This window comes from Kribbella koreensis (genome assembly GCF_039525325.1).
In the GTDB taxonomy this organism is placed as follows: domain Bacteria; phylum Actinomycetota; class Actinomycetes; order Propionibacteriales; family Kribbellaceae; genus Kribbella; species Kribbella koreensis.
Window position 1 is genome coordinate 49167 of record NZ_BAAAHK010000012.1, and the last position, 21844, is coordinate 71010.

The 21844-nt window shown below is 68.1% G+C and carries 20 protein-coding genes and 1 riboswitch; of the genes, 8 read left to right on the forward strand and 12 right to left on the reverse strand.

Features of this window, described 5'->3' with window-relative positions:
* Positions 1–498: 498 nt before the first annotated feature.
* Positions 499–1749: an FAD-dependent monooxygenase gene (locus tag ABD116_RS23520; RefSeq protein ID WP_343974084.1), complete on the forward strand. Its 1251-nt coding sequence runs from the start codon at positions 499–501 to the stop codon at positions 1747–1749.
* A gap of 42 nt (positions 1750–1791) precedes the next feature.
* Here ABD116_RS23520 and ABD116_RS23525 read toward each other — a convergent pair whose 3' ends face one another.
* Complete coding sequence (locus ABD116_RS23525) at positions 1792–2730, reverse strand: GbsR/MarR family transcriptional regulator (RefSeq protein WP_343974087.1); 939 nt, start codon at positions 2728–2730, stop codon at positions 1792–1794.
* A 128-nt stretch (positions 2731–2858) separates the two neighbouring features.
* On the opposite strand from ABD116_RS23525, the gene ABD116_RS23530 reads away from it, so the two are divergent.
* From ABD116_RS23530 to ABD116_RS23540, 3 genes are all read left to right on the forward strand, one after another.
* Positions 2859–3737: an ABC transporter ATP-binding protein gene (locus tag ABD116_RS23530; protein WP_343974090.1), complete on the forward strand. Its 879-nt coding sequence runs from the start codon at positions 2859–2861 to the stop codon at positions 3735–3737.
* A complete protein-coding gene (locus tag ABD116_RS23535) occupies positions 3737–4576 on the forward strand; it encodes an ABC transporter permease (protein WP_343974093.1) in 840 nt (279 codons plus the stop codon). The genes ABD116_RS23530 and ABD116_RS23535 overlap by 1 nt, the downstream gene beginning before the upstream one ends.
* A 76-nt stretch (positions 4577–4652) precedes the next feature.
* Positions 4653–5228: a phage tail tip lysozyme gene (locus ABD116_RS23540; RefSeq protein ID WP_343974096.1), complete on the forward strand. Its 576-nt coding sequence runs from the start codon at positions 4653–4655 to the stop codon at positions 5226–5228.
* On the opposite strand, the gene ABD116_RS23545 is transcribed toward ABD116_RS23540, so the two are convergent.
* The 3 genes from ABD116_RS23545 to ABD116_RS23555 form a co-directional block, all read right to left on the reverse strand.
* Positions 5225–6004, reverse strand: a complete 780-nt coding sequence (locus tag ABD116_RS23545; protein WP_343974099.1) for an alpha/beta fold hydrolase — start codon at positions 6002–6004, stop codon at positions 5225–5227. The genes ABD116_RS23540 and ABD116_RS23545 overlap by 4 nt on opposite strands.
* Before the next feature lie 159 nt (positions 6005–6163).
* Complete coding sequence (locus ABD116_RS23550; protein ID WP_343974102.1) at positions 6164–7171, reverse strand: 1-aminocyclopropane-1-carboxylate deaminase; 1008 nt, start codon at positions 7169–7171, stop codon at positions 6164–6166.
* Positions 7172–7232: 61 nt separating this feature from the next.
* A complete protein-coding gene (locus tag ABD116_RS23555) occupies positions 7233–8183 on the reverse strand; it encodes a DMT family transporter (RefSeq protein WP_343974105.1) in 951 nt (316 codons plus the stop codon).
* 114 nt (positions 8184–8297) lie between these two features.
* On the opposite strand from ABD116_RS23555, the gene ABD116_RS23560 reads away from it, so the two are divergent.
* Complete coding sequence (locus ABD116_RS23560; RefSeq protein WP_343974108.1) at positions 8298–9518, forward strand: MFS transporter; 1221 nt, start codon at positions 8298–8300, stop codon at positions 9516–9518.
* Here ABD116_RS23560 and atzF read toward each other — a convergent pair.
* From atzF to ABD116_RS23585, 5 genes are read right to left on the reverse strand one after another with little or no spacing between them, the layout of a single operon-like run.
* A complete protein-coding gene (gene atzF, locus ABD116_RS23565; RefSeq protein ID WP_343974111.1) occupies positions 9491–11080 on the reverse strand; it encodes an allophanate hydrolase in 1590 nt (529 codons plus the stop codon). The two genes, ABD116_RS23560 and atzF, sit on opposite strands and share 28 nt — an antisense overlap.
* Complete coding sequence (locus tag ABD116_RS23570; RefSeq protein ID WP_343974114.1) at positions 11077–13110, reverse strand: 5-oxoprolinase/urea amidolyase family protein; 2034 nt, start codon at positions 13108–13110, stop codon at positions 11077–11079. The genes atzF and ABD116_RS23570 overlap by 4 nt, the downstream gene beginning before the upstream one ends.
* Before the next feature lie 29 nt (positions 13111–13139).
* Positions 13140–13757 carry an urea amidolyase associated protein UAAP2 gene (locus ABD116_RS23575; protein ID WP_343974117.1) on the reverse strand — a complete coding sequence of 206 codons (618 nt, stop codon included), beginning with the start codon at positions 13755–13757 and terminating at the stop codon, positions 13140–13142.
* Complete coding sequence (locus ABD116_RS23580; RefSeq protein WP_343974120.1) at positions 13754–14365, reverse strand: DUF1989 domain-containing protein; 612 nt, start codon at positions 14363–14365, stop codon at positions 13754–13756. Before ABD116_RS23580 ends, ABD116_RS23575 begins: the two co-directional genes overlap by 4 nt.
* Positions 14362–15903, reverse strand: a complete 1542-nt coding sequence (locus tag ABD116_RS23585) for an amino acid permease (protein WP_343974123.1) — start codon at positions 15901–15903, stop codon at positions 14362–14364. Before ABD116_RS23585 ends, ABD116_RS23580 begins: the two co-directional genes overlap by 4 nt.
* Positions 15904–15959: 56 nt before the next feature.
* Positions 15960–16071, reverse strand: a riboswitch (guanidine-I (ykkC/yxkD leader).
* A gap of 189 nt (positions 16072–16260) precedes the next feature.
* Here ABD116_RS23585 and ABD116_RS23590 point away from each other — a divergent pair.
* Both ABD116_RS23590 and ABD116_RS23595 read left to right on the forward strand, forming a co-directional pair.
* Entirely contained in the window at positions 16261–16704 is a 444-nt protein-coding gene (locus tag ABD116_RS23590; protein ID WP_343974126.1) for a VOC family protein, read from the forward strand.
* Between the two features lie 24 nt (positions 16705–16728).
* Positions 16729–18132 carry a dihydrolipoyl dehydrogenase family protein gene (locus tag ABD116_RS23595; protein WP_343974128.1) on the forward strand — a complete coding sequence of 468 codons (1404 nt, stop codon included), beginning with the start codon at positions 16729–16731 and terminating at the stop codon, positions 18130–18132.
* On the opposite strand, the gene ABD116_RS23600 is transcribed toward ABD116_RS23595, so the two are convergent.
* Genes ABD116_RS23600 through ABD116_RS23610 form a run of 3 tightly spaced genes read right to left on the reverse strand, consistent with a single transcriptional unit; the run spans position 18020 to position 20120 of the window.
* Positions 18020–18844 carry a phosphatase PAP2 family protein gene (locus tag ABD116_RS23600; RefSeq protein WP_343974130.1) on the reverse strand — a complete coding sequence of 275 codons (825 nt, stop codon included), beginning with the start codon at positions 18842–18844 and terminating at the stop codon, positions 18020–18022. The two genes, ABD116_RS23595 and ABD116_RS23600, sit on opposite strands and share 113 nt — an antisense overlap.
* Positions 18841–19788, reverse strand: a complete 948-nt coding sequence (locus ABD116_RS23605) for a hypothetical protein (RefSeq protein ID WP_343974133.1) — start codon at positions 19786–19788, stop codon at positions 18841–18843. Before ABD116_RS23605 ends, ABD116_RS23600 begins: the two co-directional genes overlap by 4 nt.
* Entirely contained in the window at positions 19785–20120 is a 336-nt protein-coding gene (locus ABD116_RS23610) for a PadR family transcriptional regulator (RefSeq protein WP_343974136.1), read from the reverse strand. The genes ABD116_RS23605 and ABD116_RS23610 overlap by 4 nt, the downstream gene beginning before the upstream one ends.
* 153 nt (positions 20121–20273) lie before the next feature.
* On the opposite strand from ABD116_RS23610, the gene ABD116_RS23615 reads away from it, so the two are divergent.
* Positions 20274–21842, forward strand: a complete 1569-nt coding sequence (locus ABD116_RS23615; protein WP_343974139.1) for a discoidin domain-containing protein — start codon at positions 20274–20276, stop codon at positions 21840–21842.
* Positions 21843–21844 lie beyond the last annotated feature (2 nt).

A 21844-nucleotide genomic window follows, 5' to 3' on the forward strand; every position in this document is an offset into this window, starting at 1 on the left:
AAAGGCGCCGGCCCCACCGAAGGCGCCGGCCACGCCGACCGCCGCGGCTCCCGCACCCGCCGCATCCCAGCAGTCCGCCCAACTCGCCGCGCCGGCCGCCGCGGCAACCGCTAACCCCCAACGCCTCGCCGGTCGCCCCGCTGCCTTGCGGCCCCGGACTGCGCCGTTTCCGCCGCCCGCGCTACCACTCGCGCCCGCTGCCTCGCGGCCCCCGGCTTGCGCTGCTCCCGCCACCGGCACTGCCACTGTGGCTCGCCCCGCAGCTCCCGCACCGCAGCAGTCCCACCCACCCACCCACCCAGCCGGCCGCCGCGGGAACCGCTGCCCCGACAACTTCGCCCGTTGCCTGCGTTGCCTGCGTTGCCTGCGCTGCTGCGGCGCTCGCGCAGCCGCGGGCACTCGCCGGCACCTCGCTCCGCCCTCGGCATCTGGCCGTCCTCGGCGCCTCCGGCAGTTCGTGTCGGGGTGGGTGGTGCGGGGTGGACGTAGCCTGCGGGGGTGAGCTGGGATTTGGTGGTGGTTGGGGCTGGGCCGGCGGGGGCGGCGGCCGCCTTGGGGGCGTTGGCGGTTGAGCCTGGGATGTCGGTGTTGTTGCTTGATCGGCAGGAGTTTCCGCGGGACAAGGCTTGTGGGGACGGGATCGCTCCGCAGGTGTTTGATTTGCTGGCCGAGGTTGGCGTGACCGGGGTAGTCGACGACCGGACGCCGATCCGGCGGCTGTCGCTGCGGCGTGGGGCGCTTGGGGTTGATCGGTTGATGGAGCGCGCGGCTTATGTGGTGCCGCGGATGGTTTTCGATGAGCGGTTGGTTTTGGCGGCGGTGGCTGCTGGGGCCGTACTGCGGAAGCAGCGGGTGGGGCGCGTCGAGGTGCGGCCGTCGGGGGTGATGGTTGATGACGTCGAGGCTCGGATGGTGGTGGGGGCCGATGGGGCGTACTCGCTGGTTCGACGGGCGTTGGGGATTGCGGGCGGGCCGGTCGCGTTGGCGTTGCGGGGGTATGCGCCGACTCCGGTTGGCCGGGCCGGGCAGCAGGTGATCGTGTTCGGGACCGCGCGGCAGCCGTCATACGCATGGTCGTTCGACCGCGGCGACGGCTGGTCGAACGTCGGGTATGGCGAGCAGCTCCGGGACCGGTCGACGGGGGCCGGGCTGTTGCGGGTCGGACGGGAGCTGTCGGCGCGGGCTGGGTTGGTGCGGGCGGAGCGGGGGCGGCTGACGCGGGCTGGGGTGGTGCGGGCGGAGCGGGGGCGGCTGACGCGGGCTGGGATGTTGGCTGAGCTGGAGCGTTTGTTGCCGGGGGCGGGTGATGGTGGGGTTGATTGGCGGGGGCATCACTTGCCGTTGGCTTCTTGGGGGTGGAGGCCGTCGGGTGGGCGGGTGATGTTGGTTGGGGATGCGGCTGGATTGATCAATCCGATGACGGGTGAGGGGATTTACTACGCGGTCGCGACCGGGTTGATGGCGGGGAGGGCGGCGGCTGGTGCGTTGCGGCGGGCGTCGGGGGATGCGGGTACGGAGTACCGGCGGGCAGTGAAGGGGTTGTTGGGGCGGCATCTGCGGGATACGGCGTTGGCTGCTCGGCTGACTCGGTCGGGGCGGGTGCTGAATGCGGGGATCCGGGCGTCGGCGGCGGATCAGAGGGTTTTCGACAACCTGGTGGAGATCGGGCTGGCGGATGGCGTGCTGCGAAGTGGTGCGCTGCTGCGGATCGCACGGCAGCTCGGCACCGGCGTCGGCGGCGGTTGGTGACTGCGACTTGGTGACTACGACTTGGTGACTACGACTTGGTGACTACGGCTTGGGGGACCTGGCTGTCAGGGCTTGGCGTTGGATTGGGGTTAGGCGGGTGACTGTCACGGTGTAGGTGCCGGGGGCGACCGCGGTCACCGCGAGGGGGTCGGTGTCGTAGGTCTGGGCGATGGTGAGGGCGGTGGTGACTCGGGCTAGCGGCCAGTCGAGGGCGCTGGCTAGTTGGTCGGCTGTGAGGGGGCGGTTGGCGTGGATCAGGGCGGCGAGGATGGTGGCGGTGTCTTCAGCGACTTCGGGGTCGGGGCCCAGGCCTGACATGTCGTCGCTGAGTTGCTGGAAGAACTGGCTCATTCGTTCGAGTCGCTCGCCGGCCGGCGTCGCCGGGTTGAAGAGTTCGGCGCCTTTGCGGGCGGTGCCGGCCCAGTTGGCGTTGGCTCGGGCGCTTGTCCGCCAGGCCCGGATCCAGATGTCTTCGGCGATCAGGTAGTGCTCGTGGCGCTTGCCGGGGTCGGGCTCGCGGCGTACCAGCTCGAGGCCTTCCAGGTAGTTGATCGCCTTGGAGATGGAGGCGGGGCTGACCTTGAGCTCGCGGACCAGGTCGGCGGCGGTGACGCTGGAGGTGTCGGCGGTGTAGAGGCGGGCGAGGACGCGCGACGCCATCCGGGGGAGGCCGGTCTCGACCATCGTTTCGGCGAAGAGTTCGGCGTACTCGCGGACGGCTACGCGGTCGCGGCCGTAGGCGTCGGTGGCGGGAGCACTGGCCTCAACCGTTGGGTGTTTGCGGCGGCGGGCGCGGGAGCCGGTGGCGAGGTGGGCGTGCTCGGCGCGGTAGCCGGTACGGCCGCCGTTGCGGGTGACCTCGCGGCTGATCGTCGAGGTGGGGCGGTCGAGTTCGCGGGCGATCTCGGCGTACCCGTGGCCCTCGGCCAGCCGGGTGGCGATCAGCCGGCGGTCTTCCTGGGTCAGCCGTCCTCCTGGCATCGGCGGCCTCCCAGGGTTGCGTTCGCGGTCAAAGTCATTGCAACAATAGCTCAGATTTGCTGATTTTATGAGGGTCTACAGCGTCATCAGCGTTGCCGACAGTCGAAACGCAACGTAGCTTCCGGGGTATGGCTGAGGATGTTCTCGAGGTGGACGGGCTGCGGATGCGGTACGGCGACACCGATGTTCTGCACGATGTGACGCTGCGCGCGCGGCGGGGCGAAGTACTGGCGTTGCTCGGTCCGAACGGGGCGGGCAAGACGACGACGATCGAGATCCTCGAAGGGTTTCGGTTGCGGTCCGCCGGGCGGGTGTCCGTGCTTGGCGTGGACCCGGCCGAGGGGGACGAGCGGTGGCGGGCGCGGCTCGGCGTCGTACTGCAATCGTGGCGGGATCACGGCAAGTGGCGGGTGCGGGAGTTGCTCGCGCATCTCGGCGAGTACTACGCGCCGTACTCGACCGCCGCGGTGCAACGGCCGTGGGACGCGGATGAGTTGATTGCCGCCGTTGGGCTGACCGAGCATGCGGGGCAGAAGATCAAGACGTTGTCGGGTGGGCAGCGGCGGCGGCTCGATGTCGCGATCGGGATCGTCGGGCGGCCGGAGGTGTTGTTCCTGGACGAGCCGACGGCTGGGTTCGATCCAGTGGCGCGGCACGAGTTCCATGAGTTGGTGGCGCGGCTGGCGGCGGAGGAGGGGACGACGGTGTTGCTGACCACGCACGATATCGACGAAGCCGGCAAGCTTGCCGATCGCATCCTGGTGCTGGCCGCCGGGCGGATTGTTGCCGCTGGCACCGAAGCTGAGCTGACCCGGCAGATCGCGGGAGAGGACGAGGTTCGGTGGACTGTCGACGGGCAGCGCTTCAGGGAGTCCGTGGCTGAGTCGACTCCCTTTGTGCGCCGGCTTTTCGGCCGGTACGGCGAGGCGCTGACCGAGCTGGAGGTTCGGCGGGCGACGCTCGAGGACACGTATCTGACGCTGGTACGACAGAACGAGGTGGCGTGATGAGCCCGCGGATGATGGCGGTGCGGACCGGCTGGCGGCGTGGCGTGATCGAGTTGCGGCAGTCCTTCACCAACCCGGGCGAGCTGCTCAGCCACTTCCTCTGGCCGGTGCTGCTGCTGATCGCCCTGTACTTCCTCCGCGACAAGTCGTTCGGGTCGACCGGGTTCGGGCTGGGCGCGTTGGCGTTGCCGAGCATGCTCGGGATGAACGCGGCGATGGGCATGATCAGCATGAGTCAGCAGCTCACGGCCGATCGGGAGGACGGCACGCTGCTGCGGGCGAAGGCGACACCCGATGGGATGGTCGGGTACTTGGTGAGCAAGGTTGTTTCGGTGGCGGGTGGATTGATTGCGGATCTGGCGATTCTGCTGGTTCCGGGGTTGCTGATCGTGCGTGGGCTCTCGGTGGAGCGGCCGTTGACCCTGCTGTGGGTGTTGGTGCTCGGGTTGCTGGCGACGTTGCCGATCGGGGCTGTGCTGGGGTCGGTGTTCACGAGCGCGCGGTCGCAGGGGCTGATCCAGTTGCCGGTGCTGGCGTTGATCGGGGTGTCGGGGATCTTCTATCCGGTGACGGCGCTGCCGGGGTGGTTGGAGTTCGTGGCGCAGTTGACGCCGATCTACTGGCTGGGGTTGGGGATGCGGTCGGCATTGCTGCCGGGGGATGCGGTCGCGGTCGAGATCGGTTCGTCGTGGCGGCATTGGGAGACGGTCGGGGTACTTGGCGTGTGGGCGGTGGTGGGGTTGCTGGTGGCTCCCGTAGTACTGCGCCGGATGGCGCGGCGGGAGTCGGGGTCGAGCGTGGCCGGCCGCCGGGAAAGGGCGTTGCAGCGGATCGGGTGAGCTGGACTGCCTTTAGAGGCAGGCGTGTTGTGGCGGGCCACGTTGCTCTGGGACCGTTGACGGCATGGTGACTCGGATGGCTAATGCGGTGGGGGTGCTGGTCCGGCGGTATGGGTATCCGGTCAACGGGGCGGCGGGGATCGTCGGCAACCTATGGGCCGAGTCGGCTGTGCTGCCTGGACGGATCGAGGGCAGCGCGGTGAGTACGCCGATGCGGGCGAAGGACTTCGCCGGGGTGGTGCGGGACTTCACGCCGGAGGAGATCATGGCCCGGGACGTCAAGCTCAAGCTCGGGCCGAAGCTGCCTGGGGTGGGGTTGGCGCAATGGACCAGCAGTGCTCGGCGGGCGAATCTGTTCAAGCACCTGTACGAGGGGCGCGAGCTCGGTACTGATGTGTTGTTCAGCGTGGATGCGCAGCTGGACTACCTCGAGGTGGAGCTGCGGACGAGCTATCCGGGAGTGCATGCGGTGGTGTCGGCTGCCGAGGTCACGGTGGATGCGGCGAGCGACGACATCGTCTATCGGTTCGAGATTCCTGGGTCGATTCTGTCCGGTGGGAAGAAGTTGCCGCGTGACGATCCGAAGGTCCAGGCGGTCTTCAAGCAGCGGCGGGTGCATGGGCACAAGGCGCTTGCGGAGTACCAGGCTTAGTGCGGTGTTGCCAGGAAGTCGCGGACGAGTTGGCTCGCGATTGTCTGGTACTCGTGGAAGTAGGCGTGGCGGGCGCCGGGGATGACGTGGGCGCGGGCGTCGGGGATGCGGGAGGCCAGGAGCTCGGCGTTGGCGGCTGGGCTGAAGAGGTTGTCGGCGCCGTGCAGGATCAGGGTGGGAGCCTTGATCTTGGGGAGTTCGTCCCAGGCGTCGTGGTTGTTGCTGGCAACGAGATGGCGGCCTCGGGCGTACGTGGGCATGGTGGAGTCGCCCAATACGTAGTACGGGCCGGGGTGCGTCGCCAGCCAGCTCGGGGTGTACATCAGGTCGAGGAGGATGCTGTCGCGACCTGCTTGGTCCGCCTGGGCCAGCGCTCGACGGATCTCCTGGCTGCGTTCGTACCCGTGCTTCTTGCCGGGCGACGTGCAGCCGAGGACGAGCCTCCGCACCCGCTCCGGGTACTTGGCCGCCACCCACTGCGCGACGCGGCCACCCATCGAGGTGCCGTAGACGTCGGCGTCCTCGATCCCGGCGTCGTCCAGTACGGCGATCACGTCGTCCGCGAAGCCTTCGGTGCTGTAGACAACGTCCGGCCGGTCACTGTCCCCGGTCCCTCGCCAATCCAGGGTTATCGTCCGGCGCCCTCCGAAGTCCTCGCGGACCGGGTCCCACCACCGATGACTGTTCGCCTGCCCGGCCAGCAAGACCAACGGCGACCCCCCACCTTCCACCTGGTAGGCAATCCGAGTCCCATCAGCCGCAAGCGCAGTACCCATACCCCCCATTCTCACCACCCACCACCCCCACCCACCCACCGACCACCCGCCGCGACTCTTCCGGCCACTTTGTGCTCGACGTGTGCATTTTGGTGGTCATCAGATGCTCACGTCGAGCACAAAGTGCCTCCAGCAACTAACTCCGCCTCGCCCGCCTGGCTACTTGAAGAGGGCTGAGTAGGCGTTGAGGGCCGGTTGGCCGCCTAGGTGGGCGTAGAGGACGGTGGAGGTGCGGGGGATTTCGGCGGTGCGGACCAGGTCGATCAGGGCGGCCATGGATTTGCCTTCGTAGACGGGGTCGAGGATGACGCCTTCGAGGGAGCCGGTGAGGCGGATGGCGTCCAGGGTGGATTGGACGGGGATGCCGTAGTAGTCGCCGGCCCAGCCTTCCAGGACGGTGAGTTCGTCGTCGCGGAGGTCGCGGGACAGGCCGATCAGGGCGGCGGTGTTGCGGGCGATCTTCTCGACCTGGGCGCGGGTCTCGTCGATCTTGGCGGAGGCGTCGATGCCGAGTACGCGGCGCGGGCGGTCCTGGCCGGCGAAGCCCGCGATCATGCCTGCGTGGGTCGAGCCGGTGACCGAGCAGACGACGATGGTGTCGAAGAAGACGCCCAGCGCTTCTTCTTGAGCCTGTACTTCGTCCGCCCAGTTGGCGAAGCCCAGGCCGCCGAGGGGGTGGTCCGAGGCGCCGGCCGGGATTGCGTAGGGGACGCCGCCTTCGGAGCGGATCTGTTCGAGGGCGTTCTCCCAGCTCTCCTTGAAGCCGATGCCGAAGCCTGCCTCGACCAGTTCGATGTCGGCGCCCATGATGCGGGACAGCAGGATGTTGCCGACGCGGTCGTTGACGGCGTCGGGCCAGTCGACCCAGCTCTCCTGGACCAGACGCGCCTTGAGGCCGAGGGAAGCGGCGACGGCTGCTACCTGGCGGGTGTGGTTGGACTGGATGCCGCCGATGGTGACGAGATGGGTGGCGCCTTGGGCGAGCGCGTCGGGTACGAGGTACTCGAGTTTGCGGGTCTTGTTGCCACCGAACGCGAGGCCGGAGTTGCAGTCCTCCCGCTTGGCCCAGATCTGCGCTCCACCGAGGTGCTCGGACAGCCGCTTGAGCGGATGCACCGGGCTGGGCCCGAAGGTGAGCGAATGCCGCGGGAAGTCACTGAGGCTCATTGGAGAGTTCCTGTCGTTGGTACCAGCATGCAATATATTGCATGCCAAACAGGGGTCGATGTCAAACCTGGGTGGGGATTGCGGCTTCTGCTGCGGTCGGCGCTGAGGTTCGGGGGCGGTGGAGGCCTACCAGGAGGCCGGTGATCACCAGGGCTACGCCGGCCAGTTCGGCGGGGGCGGGGAGGCCGAAGCCGAGAAGCAGGGAGGTGAGGATCGTGCCGACCGGGATGATGCCGGCGAAGAGGCCGGCTCGGTCGGGGCCGAGCATCGGGAGGGCTCGGTACCAGAGGAGGAAGGCTATGCCGCTGACGAGGATCGCCAGGTAGGCGAGGCCGGTCAGTTCGCCGAGGGTGGGGGTGCGGAGGAAGTGGGTGGGGCCGTCGGTCAGGAGGCCCAGGGCGATCAGCATGGGTACGGAGGTGGCGGCGGTGTAGGCGGAGACTCGGACTGGGCCCAGGCGGACCAGGAGCGGGAGGGCGAGTAGGGAGAAGCAGGCTTCGCAGGCTAGGGCGCCTATCGAGTAGAGGATCCCTTGGGTGTCTGAGGTGCCTAGGCCGGACGCCAGGGCGGTGCCTGCGACGACTATCGAGGCGGCGACGATGATGCGGGCGGAGGGGCGGGTTCGGTGCATGACCGGGCCGGCGAGGGCCAGGACGATCGGGACGGTGCCGACGATCGTGCCGACGATGGCTGGGTTCGCGTGTTTGGTGCCTTCGATGACGAAGAGGTTGAAGAGCACCAGGCCGGTGGCGGCGAGGGCGATGAGAAGCAGCGCCTCGCGGCGGGTCGGGCGGATCAGTGGGATGCGGCGGCCGTAGGCGACGGCGAAGAGCAGCAGGGCGGAGACGAGGTAGCGCGCGGCCTGGCCGCCGTAGAACGGATAGTCGTTCACGACCCCGGAGACCGCAGCGAGGCTGCCAACCAGAAACATCGCGCCGGCGGCACGGCCGTAGGCGGGCCACGCATGCGCGCCGATGGCAGGCGGTGCGGCGGGGTGGGGGTTGTTGCTCATGGCTTCTACCGTAGGCGGGTTCTGGCCTGGCGGAGTGGTCCAAAAGAGGTTGCTTTGGGTGGTCCGTAACTTGGGGGTTGTGGAGGGGGCGCCGGGGAGTCATAGTCGGGCGCAATGTCCGCTCAGCTGGGGTCGAGTGTTTCGCGGGGCAGTCGTCCGGTGGTGGTGGCTGCGCTGGCCATTACGCAGACCGCCGGTTACGGCGTTCTGTATTACGTGTTCGGGGTCTTCCTCGGGCCGATGAGCGCGGAGCTGGGGATCTCGACGGCCACCTCGGCGGGTGCGCTGACGCTGGCGATTCTGGTCAGTTGCGTGATGTCGGTTCCGGTCGGGCGCTGGCTTGATCGGCGCGGGGCTCATCTGTTGATGACGGCTGGGTCGTTGCTCGCGAGTGTCGCCGTGCTTGCCTGGTCGCAGGTGCAGAACGTCGCGCAGCTCTATGCGGTGTTCGCGCTGATCGGGGTTGCGTCGGCGATGGTTCTGTACGGTCCGGCGATCGCCGTACTGGTGGCGGTGCTGGAGCCGAAGCGGCGGACCAACGCGCTGCTCGTCGTGACATTGGTGGCCGGGCTTGCGAGCACGATCTTCATCCCGCTCGCGGGACTGCTGATCCGCACCCATGGCTGGCGGGAGGCGCTGCTGATTCTGGGATTGGCGCACAATCTGCTGACCGTCCCGCTGCATGCGCTGGCGTTGAGAGGGACCCGCCCGACCCACACCAAGACGGCCGCCGATCGGGCGGAGCGCAGTCGGGCGATTCGGGCGGCGCTTCGCGACGGTGGATTCTGGCTGATCACGACCGGCTTCGTCCTGCACAGCGGTGCGATCGCGATCGTCTCGGTTCACCTCGTGCTCTTCCTGGGCGACCTCGGGTACAAACCGGCCGTCGCCGCGGGGCTGACCGGACTGCTCGGCCTGTACTCCGTGACGGGCCGCCTCGTCACCTCCGTACTGCAGCGCTGGCTCGACATGTCGACGATCGTCGCGCGGACGTTCCTGATCCAGTGCTTCGCGATCGGCGTCCTGCCGTTGCTCGGCCGGAGTGCTCTGGGGGCGGCCGTCTGCATCGTGCTGTTCGGACTCGGCTTCGGCGTCTCGACTCTTGCGACGCCCGCGATCCTGCTCGACCGGTACGGCGCGGCCGGGTACGGCACGATCTCGGGAGCACTCGCTACTCCGGTGCTCGCTGCCCGCGCGATCGGACCGCTCGGCGCGGCCGTACTGGCCACGACGGCGGGCTATCGCTACACGATGGTGCCGGTCTCCTTGGCGCTCGCGGCTGCGAGTGTGTGCCTGATGTTCGTTCGCTACGTCCCCGAGCCGGTGCCGAGGTAGTTGCGCCAGCTGCCGGATGCGGTGATCTCCTGGCTGGGGTCGACCGCATCTGCGGTGCAGACGAAGCCGAGTACTTCGGTGCCGTCCGCGAGCTCGATCGGGCCGATCGCCAGCGGTGGCGCGATCGTGGACAGGAAGCCGCCCAGCTCCTCGGTGGGCAGGCGCCAGACCTCGACCTCGATGCCCAAGCCGACGACCGGCGGGGTGGTGCGGGTCAGGCCGGGTCGGGGCAACGGGCCTGGCACGACGAACATGCGGTAGTCGCTGGCGGTCCTGGCCTCGAAGGCGAGCGTGGCGCCGCGGAGTACGAGGTCGTTGTTGAGGGGTTGGCCGGTGAGGTGGGCGCCGGCTACGGCCAGCAGGACGCCGTCGGCGGGCGGTGGGGTGGTTGGTTGCTCACCGCACCAAACCGCGGCGAGGTCGATGATCTGGTGGTCGTGGCCGGCGGGGGCGAGCAGCTGGACGCCGAAGGGCAGTCCGTCGGTGCGGGCGGGGCCGGGGAAGGCGATCGCGCAGAGGTCGAGCAGGTTGACCATGTTGGTGAAGCGGCCTAGTCGGCTGTTGACACCGATCGGGTCCGCGGCGACCTCGGCGAGGGTGGGGTGGGTCTCGGTCACCGGGAGCAGGAGGGCGTCGATCTCGTTCCAGAGGGGTTCGGATCGGCGCTTGAGAGCGGTCAGGCGGTCGAAGCCGGCGAAGGTTTCGGAGGCGGTCAACGCGGCGCCCTTGCGGACGATCGCGCGGACGGTCGGGTCGACGGCGGGGTCGTCGTCGAGTTTGTCGCCGAACGCCAGCCAGCGTTCGGCGAGCCACGGGCCGGAGTACAAGAGGTCGGCGGTCTCGAGTAACGCGGTGATGTCGACCGGTACTACGTCGCCGAGTTTGGCGGCCTGGTCGAGGGCTTCGGTCCAGGCCTGTTCGTGCAGGGGGTCCAGGCCGAGGGGTTTGTCCGGTACGCCGATGCGCTGCGGGCCGGGTTTGTGGGCGGCTTGGGGCAGCTGTCGGGAGTACGGGTCGGTGGGGTCGTACGCGGCCATCACGTCGAAGGCGCGGCGGGCTGTGTCGACGGTACGGGCGAAGACCGTCACGCAGTCGAGTGAGCGGCAGGCCGGGACGACGCCGGTGGTGGAGACGAGGCCCTTGCTCGGTTTGATGCCGACGATTCCGTTGAAGGCCGCCGGGACGCGGCCGCTGCCGGCGGTATCGGTGCCGAGCGCGAAGTCGACCTCGCCGGATGCCACCGCGACAGCGCTTCCGGCACTGGAGCCGCCGGAGATGTGGAGGTCGGAGAAGACTGAGTGCGGGGCGCCGTACGGCGAACGCGTGCCGACCAGGCCGGTCGCGTACTGGTCGAGATTCGTCTTGCCGAGGGGGACGGCGCCGGCCTCGATCAGGCGGTCGACGACGAAGGCGCTGGTTGCCGCGGGCATCGTGTTGCGCGGGTCGCCGGCGGTGGTCGGTACGCCGTACAGGTCGATGTTGTCCTTGATCGCCATGGTCAGGCCGTGCAGCGGGCCTGGGCGTGGTTCGGTCGGGGCGACGCGGGTGATCCAGACGGTCATGCGCCCCACCTCGCCCGCTCGGCGTCGAACGCGGCGCGGCGTTTCGCGCGCAGACTGACGATGTCCATCGGTGCCTCCTGCTCGATCGCGCGGACGTCGGCGATCGAGAACGTCGACGGCCGCACCTGGAGATCCGCGCGGCCGGCCTTGATGTCGGCGCGTTGCCGGGCGAGTTCCTCGGTGCTGACTGGGGTGAACCTGATCTTGTCGAACTGCCTGAGCAGCCACGGTTGCTCGTCGCGCTCAGACAGGCGCCAGACGGGGACGGTACGACCGACGAGCTGGTAGCCGCCGGGGCCTTCCATGCCGTAGATGCAGAGGTAGATACCGCCGATGCCGACGGCGTTCTGTGGGGTCCAAGTACGGGCGGGGTTGTACTTCGTCGTCACGAGGCGATGGCGCGGGTCGATCGGTACTGCGACCGGCGCTCCCAGATACACGTCGCCGAGCCCGACCACGAGATAGGTGGCCTCGGCAACGATGTCGAACACCTCGTCCCGCTGTTCGAGATCGTTGACCCGCCGGATGAACTCCACGTTGTCCGGACACCAGGGTGCATCCGGTCGCACCGAGGCCGCATACCGCCGCATCGCTTCATGCGCCAACGGATGATCGAACGCGATCGGCAAACTGACTTCCCGCGCCGGCAGCACCACCCGCTCCGGATCCGCCAGCCCGCCAGCCAGTACTACGAGCTGTTGTGCCAGTTGCTTTGGCTTCAATCGCGCCGAGTCAATTGCAATCAGAACGGACCGGACTCCCTCGACTATCTCGGTCACGCCGTCGAGAGCTTCCGCACGGAGTGCCTCCGCAAGCAGATGGATCCAGACCCGCACGGTCAGGTCCAGCTCGAATGGGCCGGCCTCAACCAGCAGGTGGCGCTCACCGGCGAGCCGGATGCTGTACGCCGGCGAGCTACCGGACTGGGCGAGGTGGCTGGGGTGGGCGGGCTGAAGGGGGTAGTCCGGGCGGCGAGGCTGGGTGGGGTGGCCGGTATCGCCGGATCGGCTGGGCTGGTTGCTGAGGTCTGCGGTGGAGGTCGTTGCGTGCAGGGCGGGAGGTCGATCAGGGGTTGGGGTGGGTACGGGGTGGTGTTGTTGGGGTTGGCGTAGGTCGCCTAGCCAGGTGCGGCGTACGTGCATGGCTTCGGCTGCTTCTGCTGGGGTTACTGGGTGGAGGTGGAGGGTGTCGCCGGGGCGGAGTTGGCCTAAGAGCCAGCGGTCTGCCTCGATGGTTACTGCCGGGACTACGAAGCCGCCTAGCGAGGGGCCGTCTTTTCCCACTATTACTGGGGTGTCGCCGGAGAGCATGATGCCGCCGACCGGGTAGGCGGAGTCGTGGACGTTGGAGGGGTGGAGGCCTGCTTCGCCGCCGTCTGTGCGGGCCCATTGAGGGATGGGGCCGACCAGGCGGATGCCTGTGCGGTCGGAGCGGTGGTCGATTGTCCAGACGGTGTTGAAGAAGGAGTCGATGCCGTCAGGGGTCAGATGTTCGGGGGCGCCGTGGGGGCCGGGGATGACCCGCAGGGTCCACTCGTTCGACAAGATCGGCAGGGTGATGGTTGCTGGAGGGAGCAGGTTTTCCTGGCGGCCTAGGGGGAGTAGGTCTCCAGCGAGTAGGGCACGGCCTTCCAGACCGCCGAATTCGCCGAGGATGAAGGTGGAGCGGCTGCCCAGGACGCGCGGGACATCGAGGCCGCCTTCCACGGCGACGTAGCCTCGCATGCCGGGGCCGTCCAGTGGGCCAACGTCCAGGACGGAGCCGGCGGCCAGGCGGGCTACTGTGCCAGGTCGGAGGTGGTAGCCGTTGATGGTTGCTTGGGTGGCGGCGCCGCCTACGCAGACCAGGCGGTCCTCATCGAGTTGGAGGGCCGGGCCGGCTACTACGCATTCGAGGCCGGCAGTGTGGGATGGGTTGCCTACAGCGGCGTTGAGTAGGGCGAAGGTCAGCTCGTCGACCGCTCCAGAGGGTGGTACGCCGACGTCCCACAGGCCCTGTCGTCCGTCCAGATCTTGGACTGTCGTTTGCATGCCAGGGGCAACTACCAGAGCGCGGGCCATCAACTCCACCAGCCGAGCAGCTGGACCGGCGTCGGGTTCCAGCCGTTGCAGGGGTTGTTGATCTGGGGGCAGTTGCTGATCAGGACGAGGATGTCCCGCGATGCCGTCAGCTCGACGTACTTGCCCGGCGCGGACAGGCCGTCGTCGAACTTCAATCCACCGGACGGAGTCACCGGTACGTTCATGAAGAAGTTGATGTTGTGGCCGAGTTCCCGCTGCCCGATTCCCGCCGCGGCGCCGTACCGGAGGAAGGTCTGCCGGCATGCGTGCTGATGCCGGGTGTGCTCCCCGTACCGGATGACATTGCTCTCCTGGGAACACGCGCCGCCCACCGTGTCATGCCGTCCACACGTGTCGTCGGTGATCACCGCGAGCTCATCCAGCCGAGTCGACAGCAGCCGCGAGCCGGTCGTCAGGAACACAGCTCCCTGCGCCCGCATCGTGTCGAAGGCGGAGTACCGGTTGGCAACGTCCGCGGCGTCGTAGACCAAGGTGTCGACTGCCTGATTCCCGTGCAGGTCGACGATTCGCAGCCGGCCGCCAGCCGGTACCGGTACCAATGCCCCATCTCCGGCCGCGACCGTCACATCCAAAGTCCTCAGCTCCACAGCAGTCACAGCGCAGCCCTCCGGGTCATCTCGAGTGCGCGGCCGGCTTCGTCACGCAAGGGCTCTGGACCTGGCCCATCAGCGACAGATACCTCCACGGACACGTCCGCGGCAGGCAGCCCAGAGAGTGGATGCGCGGCCGTCGAGACGAAGATCAGCAGGTCGGCGGCGGTGCGCAGTACGACGGAATCGCCCGCCACCGCGTGCCCCGGCACATAAGCCATCGAGGCCCGCGAGTCATCGGCGATCCCCACCTTGGAGAAGAAGTTGATGCTCCCGTGCAGATCGACCTCACCCAGCCCGTACTTCGTAAGCTCGACAACCACCCCATCGCGGTCTCCGATGCCCGCCAGGCAGTCGTGCCATTCCAAGCTCGACTCCACCACGGTGGCGAGCGCGAACCCGCGATCCGACATCAACACCAACCCGGGCCGGACACACGCCGACAGCTGCGCCTTCAACGTGTCGGGCACATTCAGCCGATCGACCCGATCCGCCGCCACGATCAGCATCGACGCGTTGGCCGCGTCACCCAGAGCCGTCAGCCGCACCGACCGATCCGCGCGCACCGGAAACGACCAGACCGCATCTGCCGGAATCACATGCTGGTAGCTCATGCGTTCTCCAGCACCGGCTGAGCGATCGCAGCGTGGTAGCGCCCGCGCTGCACCCGATACGTCACGAAGCCCGCGACCCCGGTGACGACCAGCGTGATGATCGGCAGGTAATGCAGATACCACCCCTCACCGGCCGGGTCGTAGACCTCCGAGCGCGGCCAGGCAAGGTTGATCGCCATCGCCAGCCCGTAGAGCACCGCGACCCCGTTCACCAGCAGCCCGAACCGCCCGAGCGAGAAGAGCTTCTTCCCATCCTCGTCGACCCCGGCCGGTAGCGGAGAGCCCGTCAGCCGGCGTACGAACAAAGGCAGCGTGACCATCAGATACGCCAGGTAGAGCAACATGATGCAGACGCTCGTGAGCCCGAGGAACAGACCGGCGTTGCCGACGTTGACGACCAGACAAACAGCTGCGCCGACACCCGGCACGACGGTCGCGAGCAGCGGCGTACCGGTACGCGGCGACACCTGCCGCAGTTGGGACGAGAACGGCAGCACGTTGTCGCGCGCCATCGAGAAGATCATCCGGGCCGCGGCGGTCTGGATCGCCAGCGTGCACACGCAGACCGCGAACGCGACATCGAGCAGCAGCAGCTTTCCGGTCGTCGACCCGAGGCTGCTGGTGAGCACGTACGGCAGCCCCTGCAACCCCAGCGAACCATCGGTCAACGACGGCGCGGCCATCAGCGCGGCGACGATCAGGAACGCGCCACCGATGCCCGAGGCAACGACAGCCCGGATGATCGTCCGCGGCGTCGTCGCCCGCGGCTTGTGCGTCTCCTCCGACAGCTCCCCGGCGCTGTCGAAGCCGACCAGCACGTACGCCGCCATCAACGCCGAGATCAGCAGCGGTACGACGTACCCGGTCGAATCGTCGAGGCCGGTCGTGTGCAGCACGACGGACGGTCCGCGCTCGGCGTGACCGGTCAGCAGGATGACCATCAGGACGACGCCGATGAGCTCGCAGGTGACGCCGACCGAGTTCACGATCGCGGTGATCCGGACGCTGACCGCGTTGAGCGTCGTGGTGACGACCAGCAACAGACAGCCGAGCAGTACTGCGTTCGCGGCCCCGTCACGGGAGGCGAGCGATGGATCCGTGCCGATCAGCTGGAAGCCGCTCCACACCGCCGGCAAGACGACCTGCAACGCGATCGCGGCCGCGGCGACCGTGATGATCTGCGCGACGATCATCGTCCACCCCGCGAACCACCCGACGACGGCACCACCCAACCGGCGCGACCACTGATAGATCGCGCCCGAGAGGGGGTAGCGCGCGGCCAGCTCGGCGAAGCACAGCGCGACCATGAGCTGCCCCACCAGGACGGCCGGCCAGGTCCAGAAGAACGCCGTACCGCCGAAGCCGTAGCCGAGACCGAACAACTGGAAGACCGTGGTCAGGATCGAGACGAAGGAGAAGCCGGCGGCGAAGGAAGCGAACGTTCCCACCCGCCTGGACAACTGCTGGTCATAACCGAAGCTGCTGAGATCGCTGGCACTAGCGCCGTCGACCGCGGCGGGGTCGAGCGTTGTGGACATTCCGGCCTCCCGAAAGAGTCAGCCCGGAACGCGCACGGCAGCCCGGGGCCATCAAGGCCTCCCGGGCTTTTGTCCCGCCGTGGAACGGCACCGGCGGACCGGTTCCGTCTCCCCTCTCGGACCAGTCCTCCGGTGTACTACCGGAGCGGAACCCTAGGGGCGCCCCGCCCTCGTCGGCGGGTCGTCCACCAGTCCACGACGGCCGTGTTTCACCCCAGGCCACCGCTCGTAACGTCCTGATGAACACAACCTCACGCCGATCGGCCGACCCTGAGAGCAGGTGTGAGGAGACTGACGTACACCGACAGCGTCATCTGACGGGCGCGAAGCCCGCGGCCCCGCTCCTACCTTCCAGGTATGGACATGAAGCTAGAGGTAGTGGTCATCCCCGTCAGCGACGTCGACAAGGCGAAGGCCTTCTACGAGCAACTCGGCTGGCGGCTCGACGCCGACTTCGCCACCGAGAAGGGGTTCCGGGTCGTCCAGGTGACGCCGCCGGGCTCGGACGCCTCGGTCATCTTCGGCGACGGTGTCTCCAACGGTGAGCCGGGCTCGCTGCAGGGGCTGCAGCTGGTCGTCAAGGACATCGAGGCCGCGCGTGAGGAACTGATCGCGAAGGGTGCCGACGTCAGCGAGGTCTGGCACGACGCCGACGGTGTCTTCCACCACGCCGGCGACGCGAACCGGGCAGCCGGTCCGGACCCCGAGCGGCGGAGCTACGGTTCGTGGCTCTCGTTCAGCGACCCCGACGGCAACGGCTGGGTGGTACAGGAAGTCGTCACCCGCCTGCCAGGCCGCTGACCGAGGACTGGGACGATGGGCGGCATGGCAAACACGGAGTACGACGTCATCGTGCTGGGCGCCGGCGCGGTCGGGGAGAACGTGGCCGACCGGGCAGTCAGGGGCGGTCTGACCGCGGTGATCGTGGAGAGCGAACTGGTCGGTGGCGAGTGTTCGTACTGGGCTTGTATGCCCTCGAAGGCGCTGCTGCGTTCAGCCCAGGTACTCCGGGCCGCCCGGCGCGTGCCGGGTGCCGCCCAGGCCGTGACCGGTGAACTCGACGTCCAGGCCGTGCTCGACCGGCGCGACGAGTTCACCAGTCATTGGAACGACGACGGCCAGGTCAAGTGGGTCGAAGGAGCCGGTATCTCCCTGGTCCGTGGCCATGGCCGGATCACCGGCGAGAAGCAGGTGACCGTCGGGGACCAGGTGTTGACCGCACGGCACGCGGTTGTCATCTCGACCGGCTCCGACTCGCTCATCCCCGACATCCCGGGCCTGCGCGACGCCGACCCGTGGGTGAGCCGCGACGCGACCAGCGCGAAGACGGTGCCGAGCAGCCTCGCGATCATCGGTGGCGGCGTGGTGGCGGTCGAGATGGCCTCGGCGTATGCGGGCTTCGGTACTGCGGTCACCGTGATCGCCCGCAGCGGGCTGCTCGAGACGATGGAACCGTTCGCCGGTGAGCAGGTGGCGGACGGACTGCGCGAGCTGGGCGCCACCGTGTTGCTCAACACGGAGACGAAGAGCGTGAAGCGGCTCGATGACGAGGTCGTACTGGAGCTGAGCGACGGTTCGAGCATCTCCGCCCAGGAAGTCCTCGTCGCGACCGGCCGTACCCCGCGTACCGGGGACATCGGTCTGGAGACCATCGGGCTGACGCCGGGCAGCTGGCTCGACGTCGACGACACCTTGCTGGTCCGCGGCTTCGATTGGCTGTACGCCGGGGGCGACGTCAACCATCGTGCGTTGCTGACCCACCAGGGCAAGTACCAGGCTCGCGCGGCCGGTGACGTGATCGCCGCCCGCGCCAACGGCAAGCCGGTGTCGGACGCGCCGTGGGGGACCCACGTGGCGACGGCGGATCACCAGGCTGTACCGCAGGTCACCTTCACCGACCCCGAGGTCGCGTCGATCGGTCTCACAGCGGCCGCTGCTGCCGCCGCCGGGTATCAGACCCGGGTTGTGGACTACGAGATCGGCAACGTGGCGGGGTCGAAGGTCCATGCCGATGGTTACAAGGGCACGGCCCGGATGGTGGTCGACGAGCAGCGCAAGGTGGTGCTCGGCGTCACCTTCGTCGGGCCGGACGTCTCCGATCTGTTGCAGGGAGCAACTATCGCGGTGGTCGGTGAGGTTCCGCTCGACCGGCTGTGGCACGCGGTTCCGGCGTACCCGACGATAAACGAGATCTGGCTGCGCCTGCTGGAGACGTACGGGCGACCGTGAACCAGACGATGGTCGCGCAGAGCAGGCCGGTGGCGACGAAGACGAACGAGCGCGGGTAGGAGTCGGTCCGGGCGCCGCCGCAGATCGCGCCGACGGCGGCGAGCCCGAGGACGATCAGCGTCGGCGGTGTCGCGATCGGGTGCTGCTGTTTGGTCAGTAGCCGGGTGGCGATGCCGTACCAGAAGCAGGCGATCAGGGTCGCGCCGATGGCGTCGCTCGGACGGTGCCAGAGGAGGGCCACCACCGCGGCTCCGATGAGCGCCAGCCAGACGGTCCCGACGGCGGCGACGTACGGACGGGCGCGAGGGGTGGCGACCAGGATCGCGCCGAGGACCAGGCCTGCGACGATCGCGACGTGGCCGCTGGGGAAGCTCGGCTCGATCTCGGAGATCGGCGCGCCGACGATGTCGGGCCGGGGCAGGATCGTGGTGTGCAGGAGCTCCGTACAGGCGATCGTTGCGACCGGTACGCCGAGGCCCGCGACGGCCAGGATCCACTGCCTGCGGAGGAGAGCGACGAGCAGGATCAGCGTCAGGCCGGCGACGATGGTGAGCTCTTCGAGCTTGAGGGGCGGCGGGCCGACGGAGTACACGATGCGGTAGATCAGGGCGGGATCGGCGTACCCGACGAGCAGGGAGTTCTCCGCGTTCTGGCCCCAGGGGGTGCAGACGGCAACGACGTAGAGCGCCACGAAGGCGATCAGGGACTTCATGTGAGCTTGTTGTTCCTTCTGGTGGCCAGGATCAGCGCGGGCAAGGTGACGGCCAGTGCCAGCAGGACGGTCGTGCTCGGTTGCGGACGGAAGCTCAGCATCGTCGGGTCGGTCAGGATCGCCCAGGTGCGGACGACGGCGAAGAAGGCCAGCGGGACGGCCCAGCGGAAGTCGCGGGTGACGATCGTCGCCCAGCCGGCGCCGGCCACGAGCGCGACCTCGAGGACGAACTGGCCGCGCTGGAACCAGGTGTCGTAGGAAGCGATCTGCAGGCCGCCGGCCACGAACATCGCGAAGACGACCGGGATAAGCCAGCCGTACGATCGGCGTGGTACTGCCTTGCTCCCTCGCGCGGCGAGCAGGATGGATGCCGCTAGCAACAACAGTGGCAGGAAGACGTCGTTGTTCAGGATCGGCGCGCCGAGACCGTAGTAGCTGCCGCCGACCACCCCTTGAACGCCGAAGATGCTCGAGCCGTCGAGGGTGACACTGGTGTAGATCATCGCGGCGACGGGCGGCACCGCGATCCACGCGCGGCCGCGGAGCAGCGCGACGAAGGCGATCAGCGGGAGCAGGCCGTAGGGGAGCAGCCGGTCGTACGCGGTGCCGCCGACCGACCACGGGAGCCAGCCGTTGAAGTGGAAGTTGACCGCGTGCGCCGACGGGTCGATGTGCAAGGTCCAATTCCAGACGTCTTGTAGATAAGGCGTCAGAGCCAGAAGGGCGAGCCAGAGGGCGGCCAGTTGGAGGCCGTGCCACCACCAGGATCCGCTCTGGGACTCCTCGGTGATGCGGGCCTGGAGGCCGCCGCGCGCGAGAGTGATTGCCTCGCGCAACGGGGGCCATTCGCGGCCGGGGTGCACCTCGTCGAGGGTGGCCAGCAGTTCGTTGCCGTGGGCATCGCGGTAGGACTTGGGGTAGACGCGCAGCACCAGAGGGTTCATGCCTGGGCCGTCCGCGGCGCGCGGTCGATGACGACGTGGGCTGCCTGCTGCATGCGCAGGGCTTCACGCTGCAGGCTCGCGTTGCCCTCGTCGGTCAGCCGGTAGTACCGGCGGGCGCGGCCGTCGACGATCTCCTCGTGGTCGGCGATCACCAGGCCGGCTCGCTCGAGCCGTTCGAGAGCGCCGTACAGGGTGCCGACGGCGAGCCGGAGCCGTCCGCCGGTGGCTTGCTCGGTGGCTTTGATGATGCCGTACCCGTGCAGTGGCCCGTCGAGAAGGGCGGCCAGCAGGAAGTACTGCGACTCGGTCAGCGTCGGGTGTTGGTTCCTCACGTCGGCGAGTATATATCGGCTCACGAAGTATCAGGACGGCAGGGTGTCCGGCCATTGACGATGGGTTATCTGTTAGGTAACTTTCCTAACAATTCTCCCGACCCGCCCCCAGGAGTTGGTCACGTGTCCAGACGGATCCGAAATTCGGCAGTCTTGTTATCCCTAATGCTCGTGGTCGGCGTCAGCGTCGGCAACGCGACGGCGGGGACCACAGCGGATGTGCTGTTGTCCCGGCAGAAACCAGTCCTCACCTCCAGCAACGAGAGCAGCTCGTTCACCGGCGACAAGGCCGTCGACGGCAACACGAGCACCCGCTGGGCCAGCGCCGAGGGATCGGATCCGCAGTGGATCCGCGTCGATCTCGGGCAGCCGGCCTCGGTCAGCCGGGTCAAGCTGACCTGGGAAGCCGCGTACGGCAAGGCGTACCGCATCGAGGTCTCCGACGACGGCACCAACTTCACCACGATCAAGTCGGTCACCGGCGGCAACGGCGCCACCGACGACCTGACCGGGCTCAGCGGCCACGGCCGGTTCGTCCGCCTGGTCGGTACCCAGCGAGGGACCAGTTACGGCTATTCGCTGTTCGAGCTGGAGGCCTACGGCACCCTCGACTCGAGCGGTGACACCCAGGCGCCGTCGGTGCCGACGGGCTTGACGGCCACGGCGGTGACAGCGACGACCGCCAACTTGTCGTGGACGGCGTCGACGGACAACGTCGGGGTCAGCGGGTACGACGTACTTCGTGACGGGGTCGTGGTCACGACGGTCAGCGGCACGCAGTACAACGATTCCGGGCTGACGGGCGATACGTCGTACCAGTACTCCGTGCGCGCTCGCGACCTGGCCGGCAACCTGTCCGCGGCCAGTGCTCCGATCACGGTCAAGACCGCTGTGGGAGGGACCGGGTCGTTCGTGCTGGCCGCCGCCGGTGACATCGCGGACCAGTGCACCGCGTCGTCGTCCGACTGCATCCACCCGAAGACCGCGAACCTGGTCGATCTGATCAAGCCGGCCAACGTGATCACGATGGGCGACAACCAGTACGACGACGCGCATCTGTCCGACTTCCAGAACTACTACGACAAGTCGTGGGGCCGGTTCAAGTCGATCACCAAGCCGATCCCCGGCAACCACGAGACGTATGACGACCCGTCGTACAACGGGTACGACAAGTACTTCGGCTCGGCGATCGCGAAGCCGCTGGGCAAGCGGTACTACAGCTGGGAGAAGGGCAACTGGCACTTCATCGCCCTCGACTCGAACGACTTCGTCAAGGAGTCCAAGGCGCTCGCCGAACCGGCCCAGCTCACCTGGCTGAAGGCGGACCTGGCAGCCAACACCAAGGGCTGCATCGCCGCCTACTACCACCACCCGCGCTTCAGCTCGGGTGACCACGGTGACAACGCGGGTGCCGCGCAGCTCTGGGACGTCCTGGTCGGCGCGAAGGTCGACCTGGTGCTGAACGGCCACGACCACCACTACGAGCGGTTCCTGCCGCAGAACAAGAGCGGGGTGGCCGATCCGAACGGGCCGGTCGAGATCATCGGCGGTACCGGTGGCAAGGAGCTGTACCCGCCGAAGACCGCGCACCCGACGACCGCCAAGCTGCTCGAGACCTTCGGCGTGCTGAAGCTGTCGATGACCGACACCACCTTCCAGAGCCAGCTGATCAACCTCGACCAGCAGGTACTGGACAGCAGCCCGACCTACACCTGCCACTGACA